General features: G+C 40.9%; 24 protein-coding genes. 1 reads left to right on the top strand and 23 read right to left on the bottom strand.

The window, feature by feature from the left end; translation table 11 throughout:
• Positions 1 to 248 precede the first annotated feature (248 nt).
• Together RWZ05_RS02870 and RWZ05_RS02865 are read right to left on the bottom strand one after the other, a co-directional pair.
• On the bottom strand, positions 249 to 536 hold the full coding sequence (locus RWZ05_RS02870; RefSeq protein WP_314641929.1) for a PepSY domain-containing protein: 288 nt from the start codon (positions 534 to 536) through the stop codon (positions 249 to 251).
• Positions 537 to 782: 246 nt separating this feature from the next.
• Complete coding sequence (locus RWZ05_RS02865) at positions 783 to 1,349, bottom strand: helix-turn-helix domain-containing protein (RefSeq protein ID WP_314641927.1); 567 nt, start codon at positions 1,347 to 1,349, stop codon at positions 783 to 785.
• Between the two features lie 306 nt (positions 1,350 to 1,655).
• On the opposite strand from RWZ05_RS02865, the gene RWZ05_RS02860 reads away from it, so the two are divergent.
• On the top strand, positions 1,656 to 2,843 hold the full coding sequence (locus RWZ05_RS02860) for a multidrug effflux MFS transporter (protein ID WP_314641925.1): 1,188 nt from the start codon (positions 1,656 to 1,658) through the stop codon (positions 2,841 to 2,843).
• A 492-nt stretch (positions 2,844 to 3,335) separates the two neighbouring features.
• On the opposite strand, the gene RWZ05_RS02855 is transcribed toward RWZ05_RS02860, so the two are convergent.
• From RWZ05_RS02855 to RWZ05_RS02755, 21 genes are all read right to left on the bottom strand, one after another.
• On the bottom strand, positions 3,336 to 7,589 hold the full coding sequence (locus RWZ05_RS02855) for an acyl-CoA dehydratase activase-related protein (RefSeq protein ID WP_314641923.1): 4,254 nt from the start codon (positions 7,587 to 7,589) through the stop codon (positions 3,336 to 3,338).
• A 435-nt stretch (positions 7,590 to 8,024) separates the two neighbouring features.
• Positions 8,025 to 9,143 (bottom strand): 1-propanol dehydrogenase PduQ, encoded by a 1,119-nt coding sequence (locus RWZ05_RS02850; protein ID WP_314641921.1) that lies wholly within the window; start codon positions 9,141 to 9,143, stop codon positions 8,025 to 8,027.
• An 11-nt stretch (positions 9,144 to 9,154) separates the two neighbouring features.
• Entirely contained in the window at positions 9,155 to 10,585 is a 1,431-nt protein-coding gene (locus RWZ05_RS02845; RefSeq protein WP_314641920.1) for an aldehyde dehydrogenase EutE, read from the bottom strand.
• A 131-nt stretch (positions 10,586 to 10,716) separates the two neighbouring features.
• On the bottom strand, positions 10,717 to 10,983 hold the full coding sequence (locus RWZ05_RS02840; protein WP_024066335.1) for a EutN/CcmL family microcompartment protein: 267 nt from the start codon (positions 10,981 to 10,983) through the stop codon (positions 10,717 to 10,719).
• A complete protein-coding gene (pduM, locus tag RWZ05_RS02835; protein ID WP_314641918.1) occupies positions 10,970 to 11,461 on the bottom strand; it encodes a PduM family microcompartment protein in 492 nt (163 codons plus the stop codon). The genes RWZ05_RS02840 and pduM overlap by 14 nt, the downstream gene beginning before the upstream one ends.
• Before the next feature lies 1 nt (position 11,462).
• Entirely contained in the window at positions 11,463 to 12,305 is an 843-nt protein-coding gene (gene eutJ / locus RWZ05_RS02830; RefSeq protein ID WP_314641916.1) for an ethanolamine utilization protein EutJ, read from the bottom strand.
• A gap of 10 nt (positions 12,306 to 12,315) precedes the next feature.
• Positions 12,316 to 12,936 carry a phosphate propanoyltransferase gene (pduL, locus tag RWZ05_RS02825; RefSeq protein WP_314641913.1) on the bottom strand — a complete coding sequence of 207 codons (621 nt, stop codon included), beginning with the start codon at positions 12,934 to 12,936 and terminating at the stop codon, positions 12,316 to 12,318.
• 6 nt (positions 12,937 to 12,942) lie between these two features.
• Positions 12,943 to 13,218 carry a propanediol utilization microcompartment protein PduA gene (gene pduA, locus RWZ05_RS02820; RefSeq protein ID WP_005385294.1) on the bottom strand — a complete coding sequence of 92 codons (276 nt, stop codon included), beginning with the start codon at positions 13,216 to 13,218 and terminating at the stop codon, positions 12,943 to 12,945.
• 26 nt (positions 13,219 to 13,244) lie between these two features.
• Positions 13,245 to 13,778: a BMC domain-containing protein gene (locus RWZ05_RS02815; RefSeq protein WP_314641912.1), complete on the bottom strand. Its 534-nt coding sequence runs from the start codon at positions 13,776 to 13,778 to the stop codon at positions 13,245 to 13,247.
• A 62-nt stretch (positions 13,779 to 13,840) separates the two neighbouring features.
• Positions 13,841 to 14,020 carry a hypothetical protein gene (locus RWZ05_RS02810; protein ID WP_314641909.1) on the bottom strand — a complete coding sequence of 60 codons (180 nt, stop codon included), beginning with the start codon at positions 14,018 to 14,020 and terminating at the stop codon, positions 13,841 to 13,843.
• Positions 14,021 to 14,105: 85 nt separating this feature from the next.
• Positions 14,106 to 14,948 carry a propanediol utilization microcompartment protein PduB gene (gene pduB, locus RWZ05_RS02805; protein ID WP_314641908.1) on the bottom strand — a complete coding sequence of 281 codons (843 nt, stop codon included), beginning with the start codon at positions 14,946 to 14,948 and terminating at the stop codon, positions 14,106 to 14,108.
• Positions 14,949 to 14,950: 2 nt separating this feature from the next.
• Positions 14,951 to 15,232 (bottom strand): propanediol utilization microcompartment protein PduA, encoded by a 282-nt coding sequence (gene pduA / locus RWZ05_RS02800; RefSeq protein ID WP_005385289.1) that lies wholly within the window; start codon positions 15,230 to 15,232, stop codon positions 14,951 to 14,953.
• 44 nt (positions 15,233 to 15,276) lie between these two features.
• Entirely contained in the window at positions 15,277 to 16,284 is a 1,008-nt protein-coding gene (locus RWZ05_RS02795; RefSeq protein ID WP_119206719.1) for a nicotinate-nucleotide--dimethylbenzimidazole phosphoribosyltransferase, read from the bottom strand.
• An 18-nt stretch (positions 16,285 to 16,302) separates the two neighbouring features.
• On the bottom strand, positions 16,303 to 16,743 hold the full coding sequence (locus tag RWZ05_RS02790) for a EutP/PduV family microcompartment system protein (protein WP_005385286.1): 441 nt from the start codon (positions 16,741 to 16,743) through the stop codon (positions 16,303 to 16,305).
• A 13-nt stretch (positions 16,744 to 16,756) separates the two neighbouring features.
• Positions 16,757 to 17,119 (bottom strand): ethanolamine utilization microcompartment protein EutS, encoded by a 363-nt coding sequence (gene eutS, locus RWZ05_RS02785; RefSeq protein ID WP_038117203.1) that lies wholly within the window; start codon positions 17,117 to 17,119, stop codon positions 16,757 to 16,759.
• Between the two features lie 82 nt (positions 17,120 to 17,201).
• Positions 17,202 to 17,924, bottom strand: a complete 723-nt coding sequence (locus RWZ05_RS02780) for an MIP/aquaporin family protein (protein WP_314641906.1) — start codon at positions 17,922 to 17,924, stop codon at positions 17,202 to 17,204.
• A gap of 10 nt (positions 17,925 to 17,934) precedes the next feature.
• A complete protein-coding gene (locus RWZ05_RS02775) occupies positions 17,935 to 18,990 on the bottom strand; it encodes a cob(I)yrinic acid a,c-diamide adenosyltransferase (RefSeq protein ID WP_314641904.1) in 1,056 nt (351 codons plus the stop codon).
• A 27-nt stretch (positions 18,991 to 19,017) separates the two neighbouring features.
• Positions 19,018 to 19,392 (bottom strand): glycerol dehydratase reactivase beta/small subunit family protein, encoded by a 375-nt coding sequence (locus tag RWZ05_RS02770; RefSeq protein WP_314641901.1) that lies wholly within the window; start codon positions 19,390 to 19,392, stop codon positions 19,018 to 19,020.
• A complete protein-coding gene (locus RWZ05_RS02765; protein ID WP_314641899.1) occupies positions 19,389 to 21,215 on the bottom strand; it encodes a diol dehydratase reactivase subunit alpha in 1,827 nt (608 codons plus the stop codon). Before RWZ05_RS02765 ends, RWZ05_RS02770 begins: the two co-directional genes overlap by 4 nt.
• Before the next feature lie 18 nt (positions 21,216 to 21,233).
• A complete protein-coding gene (locus tag RWZ05_RS02760; protein WP_314641896.1) occupies positions 21,234 to 21,764 on the bottom strand; it encodes a diol dehydratase small subunit in 531 nt (176 codons plus the stop codon).
• A gap of 11 nt (positions 21,765 to 21,775) precedes the next feature.
• Complete coding sequence (locus RWZ05_RS02755; protein WP_024066321.1) at positions 21,776 to 22,474, bottom strand: propanediol/glycerol family dehydratase medium subunit; 699 nt, start codon at positions 22,472 to 22,474, stop codon at positions 21,776 to 21,778.
• Position 22,475 lies beyond the last annotated feature (1 nt).

Genomic DNA, 22,475 nt, shown 5'->3' with positions numbered 1-22,475 from the left:
TTATTTACCAATCTTTGGGACTGAAATAGCAACACTTTTTGTCCTATAACCCTTAGAGTACGTATTCTACTTTTGAGCAAAAAGAATGGCACCAACCATACGTATGATTGGTGCCAAAGAAGACTCGTGGGGTGAACACCCCAACATTTGACAGAGAACCTATTTTAAAGGGGCTGCAACTAGAATCCGGTAAAACCGCATTCTGTTACAGCCCCTTATTTAATGCTATTAATTTAATGCAATAGTGTCTATCTAAACCACTTACGATCAACATCCCATTTAGTGAAGTTACCTGTAGCTGCATCGATTTCAAAGTCGTATTCATGGCCATTGTAATTAATTTCACCTTCATATTCTAAGCGACCATTATCATAATCGCGATTGAAGTTAGTTACATTAGCTGCTGTTGCACCAGGCACACGTGCTAATGCACTATTTAACGCCTCTTGTTCAGTAACACCTTGAGCAGATGCAAATGCAGTAACGCCAACTGCTGCAATAGCAGCTAACACCATTGTTTTCATAAATTTCTTCATAATGAACTCCTTTATACAATTAACAATATTTACATTTGTAAATTTTAGATTACTATTATGTTACCATGTAATAATACTATATGTCAAGCTTATATTTTTGATTTAATAAATATTAAAACCAGCCATATTATAGATGTCTTCTTAGACATATATTAAATATTTTATACTCAAATTGCAATATGAAATCGAAGAATATCCAAATCTATAATTTTATTAACTTCTTTAAGAAAGCCATCCAAGGGAGCTCTAAAATTTAGAATCTTGCGTGGCAAATTTAAGTGTTCGTTGAATAGTTTCTTCTGAAACGGCTTTTATTGACATTCCCTTCGGTATACATCTACGAAGTAAACCATTATGCCTTTCGTTCGATCCACGTTCCCATTGTCCGAATCCCTCGCGCGTTTCAATATTAGGATCGCGAAGCTCTATGGATTTTCCAAGTTCTCGCTTATTTTTAGCATATCCAACAGCAGCATCAAAGGACCAATGATCATCCAGAGCCTTGCTTTCAATCCAATTTATAAAAGATTCTATAGCGCCAACTCTCATGGTATTAAAGGAGCCCACACGTTGTCTTTCATATGTTGATTGTCCAGAATCAGCTAAATATACAAGTTGAGATTTACCTTGTCGAATTTGAATTACAGTACCACGTTTTAATTCTGTATAAATAGTTGTTCTGGAACGTCCAAGTGCACGTGAAATTGCAGTAATACTATCTCCTAGAACGATTCTCTTTTCTAAATAAAATCGTTCTTCAAAGTTTAAGTGTTTGTTTGCGCGTAATGTCGTGTTATGATTATTGTAGTCCATAGTGATTACCTCGGTTATATTTTGATTAGACACCTAACTCATAACACAAGGTTCACTATGGATTTTTTATTTGTTCAATTTCATTCTACAATTAAGCAAAAAATTTTAATATATAATATTATAATTCTTCTAAATATCTTTGTTCTTTAATACTCCAATTATTAGAAAAAACTTTCACAAAAAATCTATAGAATTTATGTTTCAGTCGTGTTACAATACTTCTTGTTAAAACAAAAAATTAAATGCAGTCTGCGAAATGCGATTCGCAGACTTTTTTATTCTCTATTTTAAGTACAGGAGGTTTCTATGACACAGGAAAGTTCTACCAAGGTCTCCTTTATTATGGTAGTTTTTCTCGGTCTATTAACAGCTATCACACCGCTCGCAACAGATCTTTATTTGCCAGCCTTACCAATTATGCCTGGTGAACTCAATACAACCGCATCTAATATTCAAATGACTATAGGTGTGATGACCTTTGGCGTTGCCTTAGGTCAATTATTTGGTGGCCCTATAAGTGATACAATGGGCCGTAAAATGCCACTTGTTGTAGGTAACTTACTATGCGTTATTGCTAGCATTATTTGCGCCTATGCACCTACCATCGAAATACTTTTACTAGGTCGATTTCTACAAGGCTTAACCGGATCTGTAGGGGTAGTTATAGCTAAAGCTATCGCTCGAGACTTTGCGTCTGGTCAAGAACTAACTAAATTATTTGCTTTGCTCATGATGGTCAATGGCCTCGCACCTGTAATTGCACCTTTAATAGGTGGCCAACTACTTCTTTTTACCACATGGCGCGTTATCTTTATAATCTTAGCCGTATTTTCTGCTATTCTATTCGTAGGTTCTCTTATTTTCCGTGAAAGCTTACCAAAGGAAAAACGCGTTACTGGCGGCATTGCTACGGCTACCAAAAACTACCTTACACTAATCAAAGATAAACCTTTTCTAGGACAATCTTTAATTCAATTTTTTGCTTTCGGCGCTTTCTTTGCGTATATCTCAGGTTCATCCTTTGTATACCAAAATATTTTCCAACTTTCTGCCCAGGAATTTAGTTACCTCTTTGGTATCAATAGCTGCGGTATTATCTTAGCCAGTGCCATTAGCAGCCGTCTTAGTAATGTTATAACATCTAAACAATTACTTACCTTCAGCCTATGGCAACTTACAATTGGCTCTTTACTATTCTTAGTATCCATGATTTTTGAATGGTCTCTCATTCCAGTAACAATAATTTTATTCTTTACTGTATGTACAGTATCTCTATTCGGTTCCGCCTCCTTCTCAATGGCTATGACTAAATATGGCAAAATGGCAGGTAGCGCCTCTGCAGTACTAGGCTTTGCGAGCATGTTCTCTGCAGGCATCGTATCTCCACTCGTTGGTATTGGTGGGGAATATACGGGTGTACCAATGGGGATTACAATGCTAGTATGTGCAGCGCTTTCCTTATTGTGCTTGTATGGATTGGTAGAAAAAGAATAGCCTTATTTTATATTAGTGAAAGTTCCACAATGGGGCCCTACTACAACAGAATAATTTAGGTATATAAATAGAATCCCCCTTTCCTTGCTCAGAACGTCACTACGTTCCGTAAAATCGCTTCGGAAAGAGGGATTCTATTTATATTAACAATTGCTTTGGAGGCGTCCCATTGCGGAACTATATTTAATATATCTAAGATGGCTATATCTTTCCTCCAATCGGCTAAGCACAATAATGGGAAGCACCGGCTCAACTGATTGTAGTAAAAGGAAATGTGGCATAGCCACATCGCCTCACTTCTGCCCTTCTTTGCACTAGTTATATTTTCAATGGGACGTCTTCATAACTAGCGTAAATAGAAAAGAACACAGCCCTCTCTGCAGCGATTTTACGAAGCGTAGCGCCGTACTGAGCCAAGAGAGGGCTGTGTTTTTTCTATACTAGTATTATACAGTTGTCATGGGGCCCCATTGAAAATATAACGGAGCACTCTTATTCAAACATTGTCGATAGTAGTAGTTTTAACCGGTTTGCTTGGTTTACTGCACTGGAGCCTGGATCGTAGTCAATTGCCGCAATGCGCACGTCTGGGTAGGCCTCAGATAGTGTTTTCACCATACCTTTACCTGTTACGTGGTTTGGCAAACAACCAAATGGTTGCAAGCATACGATTTGTTTGGCACCTTTTTCGATAAGGTCAATCATATCGCCTGTGAGGAACCAACCTTCACCGCATTGGTTACCAAGGCCGATGAATTGAGCCGCTTCTTTTGCTACTTCTGTCATACGTTGTAGAGGATCAAAGTTTTTAGACGCCGCTACGGCTTTAGCATATGGTAAGCGGTAGAGTTCAAGGGCTTCACGCGCCAATGTACCAAAGAAACCAGATAGCCATGTACCATCAAGATGTTTAGCACGATATGTACTATCCATTGCACAGTACAAGAAGAAGTCTAATAAGCCAGATGTAACAACTTCCCCACCTTCTTTTTCAATGAGTTCATTGATATGATTGTTAGCGCTAGGATGGAATTTAACGTAAATTTCCCCTACTACACCAACACGAGGTTTTTGTACGTCTTTATTAACTGGCAAGTTATCAAAGTCATGGATAATTTCTTTGATGTATTTATTGTACTGACGAAGGCTTGCAGATGTAATGTTTTGCTGTAATTTTTTAATCCAGTAATCACATAATGCATCTGTAGAGCCTGGGTTAGTTTCGTATGGACGGGTAGCCAATACACATTGCATAAGAGCATCACCGTAAACAACGGCTTGAATCATGCGATGTAAGAAACCTTTTGTCAATTTAAATCCTGGTTGACGTTCCATATCACTCGCATTGAGAGATAAGATTGGTACTTGTTTCATACCAGCGTCAATTAAAGCCTTACGCAAGTAGCCAATGTAGTTTGTAGCCCGGCAACCGCCACCTGTTTGAGAGATGATAACAGCCGTTTTTTCTACGTCATATTTCCCCGACAATAAGGCCGCCATGAGCTGACCTACAACGATGATTGCTGGGTAACATGCATCATTATTGATGTATTTTAGGCCCACTTCAATATCATCACGTGTAGGCGCTGGCAACATTTCAAAGTTATAGCCTTCATTTTTGAGGACTGGATCTAAGAGGCTAAAATGTAATGGTGACATTTGTGGCACCAAGATTTTATAGGTTTTACGCATTTCCTCAGTGAACACCACACGATTGTAATCGTAGGTTGGCAATTGTTCTTCCACCACTTCTGGTGCCTCTGGATTATTATGATGACGCAAGCTACGTTCCATTACAGATTGTAAGGAGCGCAGACGAATCGTAACGGCCCCAAGGTTTGTACCTTCATCAATTTTGAGTAAGGTATGAATTTTGTGGTTTGCTGAAAGTATATCTTTTACCTGATCTGCTACGATAGAGTCGAGACCACAACCAAAGGAGTTAAGCTCTACAATTTGGAATCCTTCTGTTCTGCTTACGAATTCAGCAGCGCGATATAAACGGCTATGGTAGGACCATTGGTCTACAACGCGCAAATGCTTGATATCATTACCGAGAGGTGCTACACCATCCTCAGTAAGAACTGCCATACCAAGAGATGTAATGAGCTCAGGAATACCGTGGTTGATACCAGAGTCCAAATGATATGGACGACCAGCCAATACGATAGTAGGAATTTGTTCTGCTACGAGGCGAGATACTGTTTTCTTTGTTGTTTCACGATAAGAAGCTTTACAATTTTCTTGTTCTTCCCACGCTTTTTCTACGGCATTAGCAATATCTTTCTTCTTAAGATTCAAGAAATCCAATGCTTTTACAAGAGCAGGAACAAGAGATTTCTTGTCAGCCAATGGCAAGAATGGTGCATGGAACGGTGTATCTCCAAGCACGTCTTGCATGTTATTTTTGATAAGCTCTGGATAGGAAATAACCATTGGACAATGGTAATTATTGTCGCGACTAAATTCCTTAGGACCATGTTGAACACAAGGATACCAAACAAAGTCTACCTGTGCATTCGCAAGATCTCGAATATGACCATGAACCGCTTTTGCTGGATAGCAAGCTGTATCGGATGGAATCGTATCGATAGCCTTATTATATTGATCCTTTGTTGTGTAATCTGAAAGGATTACTTCATAGCCAAGCGTATTGAAGAATGTAAACCAGAATGGGAAATCCTCATACATGTTGAGAACGCGAGGAATACCAACGCGCATTTTACCTTCGAATTCTGGAATATTTTTCTTCAAGTAGTAGTCGAAATAACGACGTAATTTTACATCTACCAAGTTAGGAACTGGTTTCCGTTCCTCTTGAATCATACCGCCCGCACCGCGGTCACAACGGTTACCTGTTACATAGGTACGACCATCGGAGAATGCGTTGATTGTAAGCATACAGTTGTTGGAGCAAAGTCCACAATTGCGCATTGTCGTAGCAACTTGTAAGGAATTAAGGCCTTCGCTATCGAGCAAAGTACTATTACCCTTTTGCAACTCTTCAGCTGTTTCAGCAGCAAGAAGAGCCATACCATATGCACCCATCAAGCCGGATACGTCAGGACGAATTACTTCTACGCCCATCAATTTTTCGAAGGCACGCAAAACAGATTCATTGTAGAATGTACCACCTTGTACAACGATATGATCGCCCAATTCTTTAGGGTCTTTTACCTTAAGAACCTTGTAAAGGGCATTTTTAATTACAGAATACGCAAGGCCTGCTGCGATATCTTGTACGGTAGCCCCTTCTTTTTGAGCCTGCTTAACCTTAGAGTTCATGAATACAGTACAACGAGAGCCTAAGTCGATTGGCAAGGGTGCCAACAAACCTTCCTTCGCGAATTGGTCGATAGGAATGCGTAGACCAGATGCGAAGGTATCGATAAAGGAACCGCAACCAGATGAGCAAGCTTCGTTCAATACGATATCTTCAATGTAACCATCGCGAACCTTACAGCATTTCATATCTTGACCACCGATATCCAAGATGAAGGATACATCAGGGCAGAAGAAGCGGGCCGCACGATAGTGAGCCATCGTTTCTACTTCACCGATATCGATGCCAAGGGCGCGCTTAAGAAAGGCTTCGCCGTAGCCTGTTACGCCAGAGTGCGCAATATACGCACCTTTAGGCAATAATGTGTAAATTTGCTCGATAATTTCACGAGATTTTTCTAATGGTTTACCATGGTTAGGACCATAGTGAGAGAAGATAATTTCCTTATCGCTGTTGATGAGCACTACTTTAAGTGTAGTGGAACCAGCATCAATACCAAGGTAACAAGGGCCTTGAGCATCCTCAATATTTGCTTTTGGCGTTACCGCCTTAGCATGACGAGCTCGGAATTCTTCTAATTCTTGTTCATTTTTAAACAGCGGATCTACACGGTCTGTAGCTTCCATAGGAATACCGATAAGAGCACCGATTTCCTTTGTCAATTGACCAACTGTAATCTCTCGGCATTCATCTTTCATCAATGCCGCCCCTAAAGCGATGAACAATTCACCATTTTCAGGGATGATGCGTTGAGATTCTTCCAATTCTAAGGTATCACAGAAGCATTGGCGCAATTCAGATAAGAAGGTCAATGGACCGCCAAGGAATGCCACATTACCTTCGATTTTATGGCCGCATGCAAGGCCAGCAATTGTTTGATTTACAATAGCTTGGAATACGGATTTCGCAATATTTTCATGAGATGCACCTTGGTTCAACAAAGCTTGTACATCTGTTTTAGCAAATACACCGCAGCGTGCTGCAATTGGATAAATGGTATCAGCATTCATCGCCAATTGGTTAAGACCAGATGCATCAGTTTGCAATAAAGTCGCCATTTGGTCGATGAAAGCACCTGTACCACCAGCACAAGAACCGTTCATACGATGTTCTGCAGTTTGACCTAAGTAAGTAACCTTCGCGTCTTCCCCACCGAGTTCGATAATAACATCGGTTTCAGGATACAATGCTTTTACAGCTCGCGTTTCAGCAATAACCTCTTGCACGAAAGGAATACGCACCTTTTCGGCCATCGCCATACCACCAGAACCAGTAATACATACGTGAACTAGATCATCTTCATGGCCCACTTGAGCCTCTTGAAGCAAGGTATATACTGTGTCCAAAATGTTTGCATAATGGCGTATGTACTTCTTATACAAATAATTATCGTGTTCGTCCAATAATACAACTTTAACCGTTGTAGACCCCACGTCAATCCCCATGCGTAGCATGTGTTGCATAAATACCTCTCTTTTTAACAACCGTATGACCACCTAATCGATCATACTCGTTTTTGTGAAAGCAGCACATCATAAAATACCATATACGACGTACTAAACATCTAACTTGTAAAACTCAACATTAGATGAGGATATTACACTTTCACGAAAATATCTAAATTTTTAAATATCCTACATATATTATACAACAAAAGCAGTTAAAATCTAAGTTTCCCTATATTCCAAAGAGTTATAAAGAATATGCCTAAATTTGAATTGCAACATCATACGTGCTATAGGATATAAAGAGTATTATAACACTTTACTATGAAAAAAGATGTATCTTGCGGTACTTAAATTAACTGATAACAGTCATAAAAAATAAGAAAAGAGACTCCAATAAAATTATTAAAGTCTCTTTTCAAAACATTATGTTAATATCGGTTGTATATGGATTCACAGCACTTTTTTATACAAGCTGATCAAATCTTCATGGTTAGCAGGATATGGATTAAATCTATAGCACATGTCTTCTAGCGCTCTATCTGCCATAAGATCGAGCTTTGATTCTGATGTAGCTTTATCCACACCAAAGTCTGTAAGATTCATTGGGCAATTTAATGTATGCTGCAATGTAACTATCGCCTCTATAAGAGCCCCTAATTTATCCGCCTCAGATGAATTATGGGCTGCAAAACCAAGTTTAGCCGCTAAATGGGCATACTTCTTAGCTACTACCGGATTATGTGAGCAGTTAAATCCGATGACATAAGGCAAGAGCATACTATTTGCTAAACCATGAGGCACATGGAATTGTCCACCCAATTGATGTGCCATAGCATGAACGATACCTAAACCAGCCCGATTAAAGGAAAGTCCTGCTAAGCACGATGCTTCATGCATAGACATTCGATCATATTCTGTAGCTGTTGGTTTATGGCATTTTGGTAAGTATTCAAAAACAAGTTCAATCGCTTGTTGTGCCAATGCGTCAGTAAAGTTATTTGCCGCCGTTGCCACATAGGCCTCCAGCGCATGAACGAGCACATCCATACCGCTAAAAGCAGTAACATTTGGTGGCGATGTTTTTACAAATAATGGCGTTAATAAAGCTTCATCTGGTAATACCGCATCATCTACAAGAGGATATTTAATCTGTGTTTCGCTATCTGTAAGAACAGCAAAGGATGTTACTTCAGATCCTGTTCCACTTGTGGTAGGAATGGCAATGAAAGATTTGATGTCCATATGCTTTAGCTTGCGACCAAAATAGGCTATCCCTTTGCTCATATCGATGCAGGAACCCCCACCTATGGCAATGATAACAGTTGGTTTAATACCTCCCATAAATTCAATGCCCTTTACTACGTGAGTAATCGGTGGGTCAGGTACTACCTCTGTATAGATAGTTACCTTATTTTTACTGTCCATTAGGCTCGTCACATGCGTAAGGTTTGGTGAATCCTTTAAAAATGGATCACATATGATGAGGATAGATTCATTATTAAGTTCTGTAAGACGATTCAACGAATCTGGTCCTGCATAAATTTGAGTTGGAAAAGTCCATTTATTCATATGCTCACCACCTATCGAATGTTAAATCCTGTTGTTAAACAACATCTACGACGTCGTGCAAAGCAGCGCGCTGATGTAGTCGATTCCCCAGTAGGTGTAGCAATTGTAAAGGTTGTCGTACCTTCACCACTAAAACCAAGCCCTGCATAGGATGGACCATTTTTAACAAAAATGGAAGTTTTCATTTTGCGGGCCATCCGATTAAGGCGTTCCATATTTAAGGAATGCATTGTTGCCGTATGATGTAAGCCTGCTTCTAACATCAAGCATACATCGAGACCTTCCTCAAAGCTATCTACTGTGACAACAGGCAATATAGGCATTAACATTTCAATTACCGCAAAGGGATGATTTTTAGGTGCCCGCATGATAATTAACCGGGGATCACCATTGTACGGAATATGTGCCGCATCAAGAATGACGCTTGCATTTTTACCGACAAATTTTTTATTTGGTGTCCCATTCGGTAACACTGTTAAATCAACTAGACGTTGAATATCTTGTTGATTTTCAACGAGAACACAACCTGCTTTTACCATTTCTTGAATTAGCTGTGGCTCGATTTGGCGCATAGCAACAACGCTCTTTTCAGCAATACATAGAATGTTATTATCTAGGCTGGCACCGAGAACAATATCTTGAGCAGCCTTTTTAATATCTGCTGTTTCATCTACAAAGGCCGGTGGATTTCCTGCACCAGCACCGATAACCTTTTTACCACTTTGAAGCGCTTGTTTTACTACGCCAGGCCCTCCAGTAACAACCAATAGGCTCACGTCTGGATGTAGCATCATCTCTTGAGCAGACTCAATAGATGGCTCCCGAAGTGTAACAATAAGATTTTCAATGCCAATCGATTTAGCGATGATTTGATTAAGTTCACTAACTAACAATCGACTAAGATGCTTAGCACCAGGATGAACGCTAAAGAATACTGCATTCCCCGCTGCTAACATGCCGATAGTATTACATATTAATGTTTCCGCTGGATTTGTACTTGGTGTAATAGCTCCGATGACACCGTAAGCAGATAATTCGTATAATGTCATGCCATTATCACCAGTTTCACACTCTGTAACGAGATCTTCTACGCCCGGTGTTTTATCGAGTGTAAGGTTTAATTTCAGTACTTTATCTGCAACGCGCCCCATCCCCGTTTCTTCAACGGTTTTTTGAGCCAACTCTTGTACTCGTGGACGCATAGCAGCACGGATATCTGCTATTACCTTTTCACGGGTTGCCAAGGTACAATCTTCAAAACGCGCTTGCGCTGCTTTTGCTGCTTGAATTGCGTCATCAACCGTATCAAATACACCTGGCTCAACTTGACCTCTAGGCGCTTGTTTAATAGGTTGTGATGAGGCAGGTTCTTGCTTTTGCCCCTGTAATACATCTATAACCATGGAGCGGATCATTTCTTTCAACTGTGTATTGTTTTCCATCATGAACCTCCATATAGGTTCCATTGCTGATGCAATAACCATGTCAACTAACGGTGTACACAATCAAGGATACATTCATGATGTGACACAATAACTAGGTTTAACTCTGGCACCAGCTATTTCCTATACAATTATTTTTCAAAACTATCAATAATACCCACAATAGCACAATCTACTGCGGTGCCTTTATCATCTTCGAAAATATGCCGTGCCGATGAGCCTCGAGTTAGAAGCACATATTCACCTTCACCAGCACATACTGTATCGACGGCGATTTCTATGCGCCCCGTCAACTCTTGTTCTCCGTCGAGAATGTCCACCATCATCAGTTTCATTCCCTTTAGAGATTCATGCTTTTGAGTAGATACGATACTACCCACAACTTTACCGACTTGCATACTTCTCGTTCCCTTCAATTATTGTGATACCTAAGCGCTCGATTTCATCTCGAGCAGCCATGGTGAACCGTTGTCCCCTATATATGACGATAATAGACTGACTTTCACAAGCTCTAACAAAAGAGGCCGTTATCCAAGCTTGATGGTTAGCATATATAGGACGACCAAATTTATCTAGAAATTTGATGGGCCAATCTAGAATGACTGATGGATTCATCAACGAGGTTACAGGAACTGCTAGGCGTATTGTCACCTCACAGTCATAGGCTAATGCACGATGCAAATAGGTAACCCAAGGCACCAGTGTATCGCTCATTAACTCTCGTATATGACCATAATCTATACCACTGAAAGAAATGAGTTGATTCTGCAACAATATATGTTCATCATAGCTATTGCACTCTGTGACCATAAACGTAGCAGTGGATGTCATGCGCTTTTCTAGGCGTTCTAGCACCAGTTTAACTAATGCATCCATATTAATACTCACTTCCCATGGCAATCCCTAAGGGCGTTACAAATTCTGGATATAATGGCTTATCTACGGGCAATCCTATATATTGACTGAAGGTTTTTGTGAATTCCTCAAAATTAGAAGCACCACCTACAACAACAATAGGAGTCCCCTTTTCATAGCCACCCTCTTGCAACGCACGCTTAGAAATAGCTGCCATTTTTTCAACAACAGGCCGTATGGTTGCATATACATCGCGTTTATTTGCTTCATTGCGCTTATAAGCCTCCGCTTCAGGGATGGAAATCCCATAGGCCCTGCTAATTACGAGGTTCATATGGGTACCTCCTGTAGGCTCATCTACGGTATATACAACTTGGCCATCTTTTAAAATGCTTATGCCCGTAGTACCACCACCACCGACGTCAATAACAGCACCATCGGTGATGCCTAACACATTAGCAGCAGCGGTAGGCTCGTCTAAAATGCGGGTTACTTCAAAACCGGCACTTTCAAGAACATGACCTACTACATCTTTATTCTTGCCTATCGTTCCAGGTGGAATAGCTGCTGCAGCATATACAAGTTCTGTGCCTAAGGCTGCTTCCGCCCTAGCCTTTAGCGCTCGCAAAATCGTAACAGCTCCCACATAGTCAACTACAAGGCCATCTCGAATAGATTCGTTGTATTCAAAGGCACCATATATAGGTTTACCTTTATCGTTTACTACGGATAGGACAATAGATGATGTACCAAGGTCAATGCCTACGCGCAAATTCTTTTGATTATGAGAGCTCACTTGTTTAGACTCTACAAGATCAGAGAACTCTTGCAAGGTATTATTTGCCTTTTTTAAACCTTTCATCATATCACCTACTTTACTGTACAATTCTTGCCATCACTGTACCTTGTACATTGGCAGCGTTTGCCTCATCTGTATCAATATGGAGTTCTAGGACAAAACCAGGTACAGCCCGAACGATGACATCACCAAATACAGTAGTGCGTTCTGGCGTTTGAAGTTCAACATTTACGCTATCGCCATCGTTTACATTAAGCCGTTTTGCATCATCAGGTGACATATGAATATGTCGTTTTGCAGCGATACAAATAGGTTTCGTAATCTCCCCGTTTTCAGTACATAGAGTAATCTCTACGGCTGATTCTAAATGACCAGATAGCACAATAGGAGGTTTTATACCCAATGTACGAGCATCGGTCAAAGATACCTCTACTTGTGACTGTTTTCTAAGAGGACCTAATACGCGGACATTTTGAATGACCCCTTTAGGCCCCACTAAAGTAACTGTTTGCTCTGAAGCAAACTCTCCAGTTTGTTTTAAGTCACTTTTTTTAGTAATAGCCTGATTAGGGAATAATATATCCCAGTCCTCCTGACATAGATGAACATGTCTATTGCTCACACCTACGGGAATGGACGATTCGAACATGGCTTCGATCACTTCTCGTACGATAGTACGAATCTGTTCCCGATCCATAAGCTATTATCCTTTCTTAGGCAAAATTAATTCTACGTCGCTATGAGGGCGTGGAATTACATGAGTAGATACTACTTCACCTACTTTTTGTGCTGCAGCACAACCTGCATCAACAGCCGCTTTAACAGCACCTACATCACCACGAACCATTACAGTTACAAGACCGGAACCGATTTTTTCAGTACCTTCTAATGTAACGTTAGCTGCTTTTACCATTGCGTCAGCTGCTTCAATTGCGCCTACTAAACCTTTTGTTTCTACCATGCCTAATGCGTTATTCATGATAATCTCCTTTATTGCTTACTACTTTATTTCTTCTTAGGGTTTTTCTTTGGTGTTGGTTTCTTCGTACCTGTTGATTTAGAACTTTTTGGTTCTATGATCGTAGATACGATTTCATCTAACACCTCAACAACCTTTTCATCTAATTTGGGTTTCTCTGTTTTAGAAGTTGTAACTTCAGCTTTGACTGGTTCATCTTCTACAATGCTGTCAGTTTCTTGAATACCATTGCTTGCCTCAGTTAACTGTGTATCATCAGCCACCTTATCTGGCTTATCTGTAAAATCATCATTAAAGGATTCTACTAAGCCTTCTACAGGTCGAGGAATTACTTTATGCGCTATATAAAGGTTCATACCTTTTGTAAGAGCTACACCAGTTTGAACGGCTGCTTCAACAGCAGCTATATCACCAGCAACCTTTACGGTCATCCATCCAAAGCCTTTCGCCTTTTCTATTCCAATGAGCCGTACATTTGCAGCTTTAACCATTGCATCTGATGCGGTGATAGCCCCCAACAAACCAGCTACTTCTAGTAACCCTAGTGAATCTTTCACCATGCCACCTCCCGACGTCTATTTCTTTGATGATTCGCACGTTGGATTCATGCATTCCTATGACGTTAGTTACGTTGCATATCTACTAACATTTGACGAATCAAATCTTTTAACTCTGGTTCTTGAATCTCTGTTTTAGGTTCTTCTTTCGGTTTCTCCTGCACAGGTTCATCCTTGAGCATACCTACTTCATCCATTATGTCCATAATGATAGCCCGTAACATTTGTTCATTTAGTTCTGCCATTATGAATCCTCCTATTCACATTGTGAAAGTACCATCTATCGCGACGTAATGATATATAATGAATGTCTCTTTGAAACAACATTTATTAGATAATATAAGCATTACCTTTATTCTTAGGGGCTTCTCCCATAGTTTCTAGTAACGCTAACCCCACATCACGTGCTGCTTTTACAGCTTGTTTAACAGCGCCAGAGTCACCACTAATTTGTAAAATAACTTCATTACTCATAGCGGAACTTGATGGAGAGTGGTAACCTACCATATCTACATTAGCTGATTTAACTGCTGTATCTGCCATAACTACACCTATTGCTGCTGGGGCCCCAACGATTAACCCAAAGGCTTTACCTTCTGGTGTTCCAAAGGCAGTCACTAATGCTTCCCCGGCACGAGCTGTATATTGAACTTCCACATGACCAGCTTCGTTCATATATACTTCGCCGAAGGTGCGTTCTAATTCACGTAATGCTACCTCTACAGAACGCCTTACATCAGATACATCATCGCCGCCAAATATGATAAGGGAACCAGAACCGGCACCACCTTTCATATCACGGGCAAGTTCAATGCTAACAATCTCAGTATTCGTTGCTTTTACAGCTTCATCAGCGGCCATGATTTGCGGCCCTGCACCTGTACGTGAACCTAAGATACCGATAGATCGATATGACTTAGTGAGCTTCATAGCTTCCAATACTTGACTGTCTACATTGGCAATTACGAGGCCAATTGTATCGCCTGTTGTAGTACTGCCTACGTGTTCAGTAATCATTGAAGTTTGTAGTTGATTTGTAGTAGGTGAACTTACAGGTGACGAAACACATGATGCATTACCTGTTGCGCCTGTAGTTTTGCTTAAATCAGCACTATCGATACGCATCAATACGCGCTTTAAAATCTCATCTACCATACTTTTAGTATCGGCCATAATTATTCACCCTTTGTTGGTAAAATACCTTCTACATCTTTATGTGGTCTTGGAATTACATGAGTAGAGATAACAATGCCTACGCGTTCTGCAGCGGCTGCACCTGCGTCTACAGCAGCTTTTACAGCACCTACATCACCACGAACCATAACAGTAACGAGACCAGAGCCAATTTTTTCATTACCTACGAGTTCTACATTAGCGGCTTTAAGCATTGCATCAGCTGCTTCAATAGCGCCTACTAGGCCCTTAGTTTCCACCATACCTAATGCTTCTTGTGTCATCTATTTTCTCTCCTTTTACAAAACATAGAGCAAAGATTACAAATTTATTTCTCTAATAGTTCCACCATAGTGCCTATATTCATAAAGGCAAAGTGTGCTGTTTTAAGCAGTTGTACCATTAATACTGCACCAGTCCCTTCACCTAATGCCATTTGCCCATGGATTGGAACTTCATCAAGACGAATATTTGCATAAGCCAATGCTGCGGCCATCCCTACCTCACGAGAATAATGAGATGGAATACCGTATAATGGAGCGTCTCCATTCATTTGAGTAGCACAAGCCATTGCAACTGCTGTTATATAACCATCGATAACAAATGGGATATGTAAGTCCGTACAAGCTACCATAGCGCCTGTAATAGCGGCTATATCAAAGCCACCTACACGGCTGATTACCTCTTTTGGACTATTTAAGTGCCCCTTATGATGAGATAGTGCAGTACGTACAAATTCTCGTTTTTGATTCATGTACGCCTCTTCATCAGGACCAGATCCAGGACCTACGGTTATCCGTGGGTCTAGTTTTGTAAGACCACTCAAGACAGCTGCTGAAGTTGTGGTATTACCAACACCCATTTCACCAAAGGAAAATAGATTGATACCCGATTCTGCGTAGTAGACAACGCGGTTATATCCCGCTTGGTACGCTAGGTCAAATTCTTCAGCGCTCATAGCAGCACCGTCTAATATATTCTTTGTGCCTTGAGCAACCTTTCGATTCACCCCAATACCTTGTGGACAAGCAATGCCTACATCTACCACTTCGTAAGGGATATGGTTAAAGATACAGTAATTAGCAACTGCACTTTTACCATCAATCATATTTTGAGACTGTTTACGAGTAATCTCATAGTTATAACCAATTAGACCATCTACGGAAATACCATTATCTGCCGAAAAGATAATATGCTGAGCATGAATCTCAGGTTTCATATCCTGCCAAGCAAGACACATTTTCTTGAAATATCGTTCCCATAGACCCAAGCTTTTTGGAATGATCGCCTTATTTAAAATAAATTGATTAAGTTGTTCTTCAAAAACTTTGTCCATGGAAAAACCTTCTTTCAACTAACTATATATGTAGTTACATAATTGTTTTAACGACTCTTCGTCGTGAACTGATATTTCAAAAATCTTAGTGGCTCCCGCTAGTTTGAGATTGCGCCTAGGTGCCTCAACATCTTTGCCCGTATCTACCTTTGACACAACGCCTATAACTTCGCGATTGAGGGAGTTCCCAAAGCTTGGTGGAAATATGGTTGTTTCATCACCTGCAGGAATCATAAAAATCACTAAGTCCGCATCATAGGCGTGCAAGATAATGCCTCGATAGTAATTAGGATTTTCCATATATTCCCCAGGGGTATCGATGAAGTTTCCCACCCGCGTTATGGCTTGTGTCTTATGATACGTAGCTGATCCATGCGTAATCGTATCTGCTAATGTAGTCTTACCACAACCACTACGTCCTACTAGGAGGATACGCTTTTCTTTCTTTTCGGTACTCATAATTACCCTTTCATTAGGATCTTGTTAAATCCGTTGGGAAAAAGCCTAATATACGTTGCAGTCCCTCAATTACACTGCGCAATGCAGATTCAACAGCAGATACATCGCCAGTTATGAGAAGTGCCCCCGAAAATCTATCGATGAAACCGATTTCGATATCACCAGATTTACTTGCAATATCGGCTGCAATAATGGTCCCTTCGCCAGGTGTTATGGTAAGAATCCCAATGGCATTTCTACCTTTTTCCTCGAGCCCCATTTTTCTAAATAGGTCTGGTTTAGGATTGGCAATAACATGGGCTATCGTAACCTGCTTTCCGGGTACAAATTCTTGTATGATGCGCTGTTTTGCATCAATTACCTCTTGAAAGGCCATATAATCTCCTCCTAATTCAACATGCATTCTTTAAACTATCCTGACAAACTATAATTCGTTTTGTCTTATATACTAGCTAGAGTTAAGGTGCCACTAATTGGAAGAATAATACGGCTAAACCTGCCCCAATCAATGGTCCAATAAATGGTACCCATGCATATTGCCAATTCGCAGTTCCCTTATTAGGAATTGGTAATAAGAAGTATGCTAACCGTGGACCAAAGTCACGGGCTGGATTTAACGCATATCCAGTAGTTGCACCAAAGGACATACCAATGGATGCTACCAAAATACCGATGACCATAGGTGCCAAACCATCGGCCATTTTGCCTAAGCAGAGAATCGCTAGCATAAACATAAATGTTGCTATAATTTCAGATATCAAATTGAAAGGTTTATTATCGATTGCTGGACCTGTTGCAAAAATCCCTACACAGTTTCCTTCGTCAGGACCGGTTACTTTAAAGTGTGGATAATAGAACAATGCAGCAATAGCAGCACCTGTAAAACCACCTGCAATTTGAGCTATAGACATTGGAATCACTTGTTCCCAAGGGAATATACCTGCCACGGCAAGGGCAAAAGTAACGGCTGGATTCAAATGACCCGGGCCACCAAGTGTAATCCCTACATATACACCAAAGGCTACGGCAAATGCCCATCCGAAGATAATGTGTAGCCAGTTAGTACCAAAAATACTAACGATGGTTTTCTTTAACAAGATAGATGCATTGGTAGTATTACCAAATGCAATTAAAACGGCAGTACCAACAAACTCACTAATATACATTTGCGTTACGTCCATTGTTTTCACCTCATTGAGTTAACAGAGATTGTAATGCATGAGATGCAATGTCCATATCCTGTGCCACGGTACCACCGCTAATGCCGAGTCCACCAATCATCTTTCCATTCATGATGATTGGATAGCCTCCACCAAAGGTGCAAATTTTACGGTTTACCATGGATTCTATGTTGAATAGATCGCCATCAGGCTGTGCGCTTAGATGTATTTCATGAGTTGCTGATTTAAGCGCCACTGCGGTGTACGCCTTTGCCTGTGCGATGTCGTTACTGATGAGCAATGCATCTGACATACGTTGGAAATACATTAATACACCGTTTGCATCTACTATAGATACAACGATAGGTACTCCTGTGGACTGAGCGTAGTCCATTGCCGCTTGTGAAAGCTTCGTCATAATATGCTCTAACTCTGATCCAGTTGTCATATCATTAACTCCATTTTCAGCAGTCTGCTCTATATTACCTACGCATTGTTTGCTTCCTGTCAGTATTTCCTTGCGACTAGTTGTTACACGTTCTGAAACGCGTTCTACAATTGTTTCTACAAATTGTACATAGTCTTCCATGCGAGCCATGATATATAGAGCATCAGATAGTCGATTAATAAATTTACGAACCTCATCGCGAATAGGTTCTACAGAACCTAAGCTTATAAGCAATCGTTCACCGCGACGACAAATGGTGCGCGCCACGTGTAGCTCTGCAGCAGATAGATAATTTCCGCTTAATATAAAGCTATGTTGCTGTGGCAATCGCTTTGTATAGTCATCAATCATGTGTTCCAATTCGCTTATATCTTGTTGTGAAATTAAATTACTACTTTCACTAAGATTTTCCACATGAGGCGTTGCTACCTCCGCACATAAGCGGAATAGCTGATGTTGTAATGTGTGAAGCACATGTTTATTGTCTGGTGAGACGACTAATTTCTCACATACACTAACCTGTGCATTTAATTCATCAAAGGTTCCATATGTGTCCACACGAAGTGAATTTTTTGGTACTCTAGTGCCATCAAAGAGGGCTGTTGTACCTGTATCACCGGTTTTCGTATAAATAGCCATATGCACCACCTCTAAAGCTAGTTAGATTTAAAACGCTACTTCCAATCGTTCATCAGAAACGAAAGGATTACCTTTTACAAGGCGGGCTGCATTGACACCTAAGGTGCGTAAGCTATCTGGATATTGAGCATAGCCCGTAAGTCGATAAATAAATTGATGAGCCGGTATATTTTTATAGGTTAACACAATCGCCTCATCATCAACGCCTATCCCAACAGATAAAGCCGAATTACGAGATGCTAGGTCAGCCAATGTCGTATGCGTACCACTATGGAACTCAATGACAACAGGTAGACCTTCCTCTTCAATGCCATATAGAACGGGTTTTAGTATATCCGCACTGATATGCTGTGTGGCATAGAGCAATATGGTTGGCTTACTGACGATACTTTGATCCATCATAGGCCTCCCTTCTGTGCATAAGATAATACCAATCCTGTTGCTACCGCATTTCGTGCCCCTTCAACGCCTCGAATATTGCCTCGCCCTGCTACTAATGCATATTGTGAAAGTGCATCGGTTACGAGTTGAGGAATTTCAAAGTCTAATGCAGAACCACCTACGATAACTACAAATGGTATATCTCGCACATTATGAGTAGGACTCACAGATGCCAAAGCGCGGAGTGAATTTGTAACAAATACCCGTTTCTTGGCGGTTTGACGGACACGCTTAATCGTTTCTAGAGGGATATCTCGCTCTACAGGAACGAGCCCATCTGGCGTTACGATAACAACGCGTCCAAACAATGCTGCCGAAAGTGGTTCATTAAAGAACTGCACCGTTCCATCTTCGTGACGAATGTGATATACACTGAGTACTTGAGCCAATGGGTCTCGTTTGATGGCTTCTGCAATATGCATATCCTCTAAACCAAGTTCAGAATTGATGAGCATAGTTACCATATTTCCTGCCCCTGCAAGATGAATGGCTTTAATTTTTCCTTCTTGGTTAATGATGGATGCATCAGTTGATCCTGCCCCTAGATCGAGTATGGCCATTGGTTTTGCTGTCCCCGGTGTAGTCAAAGCCCCTAAGATAGCTGATTCAGCCTCTTCACCACCGATTTCAACTGGTACGCCTAACTCTTTTTCTACCTGCTTTGCAATGATTTCCATTTGTAAATGATCTGACTTAACCATTGAGGCAATACCTACGGCTTGTTCCATAGAGAACTCACCTGCAAGGCCGCCCTTTACATTGATAGGAACAGACACATCTACGGCTAGCAAGTCTTGGATGAATACATCTTGAGGTGATTTATTCGTCAATTGAGCCATTGTAAGGCGAACCTTTTCAAGCATGCCTCCTACGTTCGTACCTGCTTCACCACTAATATCATCGATAGGATGAACAGATTCGAGAGTTTCCATAATCCTCTCTGCCCCAGCAGATACATCAACGGATACAGTTCGGTCATTCCCCATAACAATGATGGATCCTGCCGGTATTACCCGCTCCTTAACGTCCCCTGCCGGTGTTTTGATGACTACAGCTGAGCGATTTCCGATAAGAGCTCTAGCGATAGGCACAATATTCTTTGTTTCCTCTGGTGAAAGCTCAAATACAGTGGCAATCCCATAAGGATTTGATAATTGTGAAACCACTTGCCCCGGTTCTACAACCTCCACAGCAGAAAGCATGCCCATTGGGATTTTATCGATATACGCAACCTCATCTACGATAGGAATTTTATGATCCAATCGGTTGTTGACGAGCACGCCGTCATCGGCTTGAAGAATAGCAGCTCGAATATCATAACCTCGTTTACAGTACGCATTAATAAGCTGTGCTACCAATTCAAAATCGATAATCTTTGGAACTACCACAATGTATGGCTGACCTTGTGGCTTATCAATCAGTTCCTCTATAGGAACCGTATAGCCTACACCAAGACCTAAGCCACCTGGTGTTTTAGGATTATGACCAATCATGGTAGATTCTGTAATTATGGTTTCTGTAATCGTTTCCATAGCCACATCACCGATAACTGGTGTAGCCTCATTAATGCGAACTAAGTCAATGTCCCGTAGTGTAAGATTAGCAGACTTGATTAGCGACTTGAGGGCATCCATGAGACCTACGATATTTTCGCGTGTTCCTTTAATACCTGTGGTACTAGCAATGGCAGAAGATAAGAACTTTACCTCTCCATTGCTATGAATTTCGGCCAAAGCCGCTTCTGTTGTAGAGTTTCCAATATCGATGCCAACAATTCGTTTCATAATGACATCTCCTATAGATTAATTATCACCTTTGAGCTTTTTACGACGTTCGTAGTTTTCTGCAGCTTCTCGTACAAAGTTTGCACAAATCGGAGCCCCTAAACCATCAAGTTCGCTAGCAATATCCAAAAGCTCTTGTTTAGAAGAACGATATGGACGAAGTGCATTATACATTTCAAGTAAGCGTTTATCGCTAACTTTCGTCATTTCTGCAGCGCGGGAGAAGTTGAGTTCAATTTGATCACGGCCCCCAGCCTTAGCAATTTGACCTTGGGCTTTCAAAATGGATGGAGAAATTTTCAAATCATCCATTGTGATGTGACCTGCCATTACGTTATCCATCGTAATATGGCTCAAGTCACGGCCTTGACCAAGATCAATCCATTCTGGATGTTTTTTAGCAATCGGATAATCTTCGATTGTAACCACTCTATCTACTGTATTAGTTGTAGATGGTGTATGAGGCGTAGAGTACTGTGTAGCATTTCCCTTTGCCCCTTCTATATCAGATACAATCTGCCGAATTAAGGCTTCTAATTCGTTAGCCATAGTAAACCTCCTTATACAGTGACACGAACTTCATCAGCTGGCTTACCTTTTACTACATGCTTAGTTTCCTTGATATGAAGCAATGCAGATAATGCTTGGTATTTTGGTCGAGCCATTTGATCGTTCATTGTTGGTACTGGTGTTGGGGATTCGCCCTTAGCGTATTTAGCAGCATTTTTACCGATAGCACGGTATGTTTCAGCTGTTAATAGCGGTGCTTGAGGGAATAATTCCAAATTTGAAAGTGGTTGTAAATCGCGTTGGTGAATTAAAGTAGTACCTTTAGATTGAATACCGATACATACACCAGATCCAGAAATAGAATCGCCTTCAACAGCTACGGCCGCTACGTCAGAGGAACGGTATACGCGAATCACACGAGCTTTTAAACCTTCTTCTTCGATACCAGCTACTAATTGGCGAATTACTTCTTGATGCGGTACACCAACGATAGTTTGTCGTTGACTACGGCCAAAGGCAGGACCAACAGCAATAACTACTTCATCTGCGCTTGTACCAGGTTGTGCAGGGCCACCAGTTTGGAGCCAGCTATCGTCACCAGTTGGATCTTCATGTCTAGGAGCCGCACTTGATGTTGTGCTTTCACCAACACTAGCCTTGAATTGTGGTGCCTCATGAACACCACCCATTTCTTGTAAAACGTCTAGGATAATAGAACGTAATACATCTTTGTTAATTTCAGCCATCATG

This window comes from uncultured Veillonella sp. (assembly GCF_963543145.1).
Classification (GTDB): domain Bacteria; phylum Bacillota; class Negativicutes; order Veillonellales; family Veillonellaceae; genus Veillonella.
The sequence above is the reverse complement of the archived record's forward strand: the minus strand, read 5'-3'. Positions and strand labels throughout refer to the sequence as shown.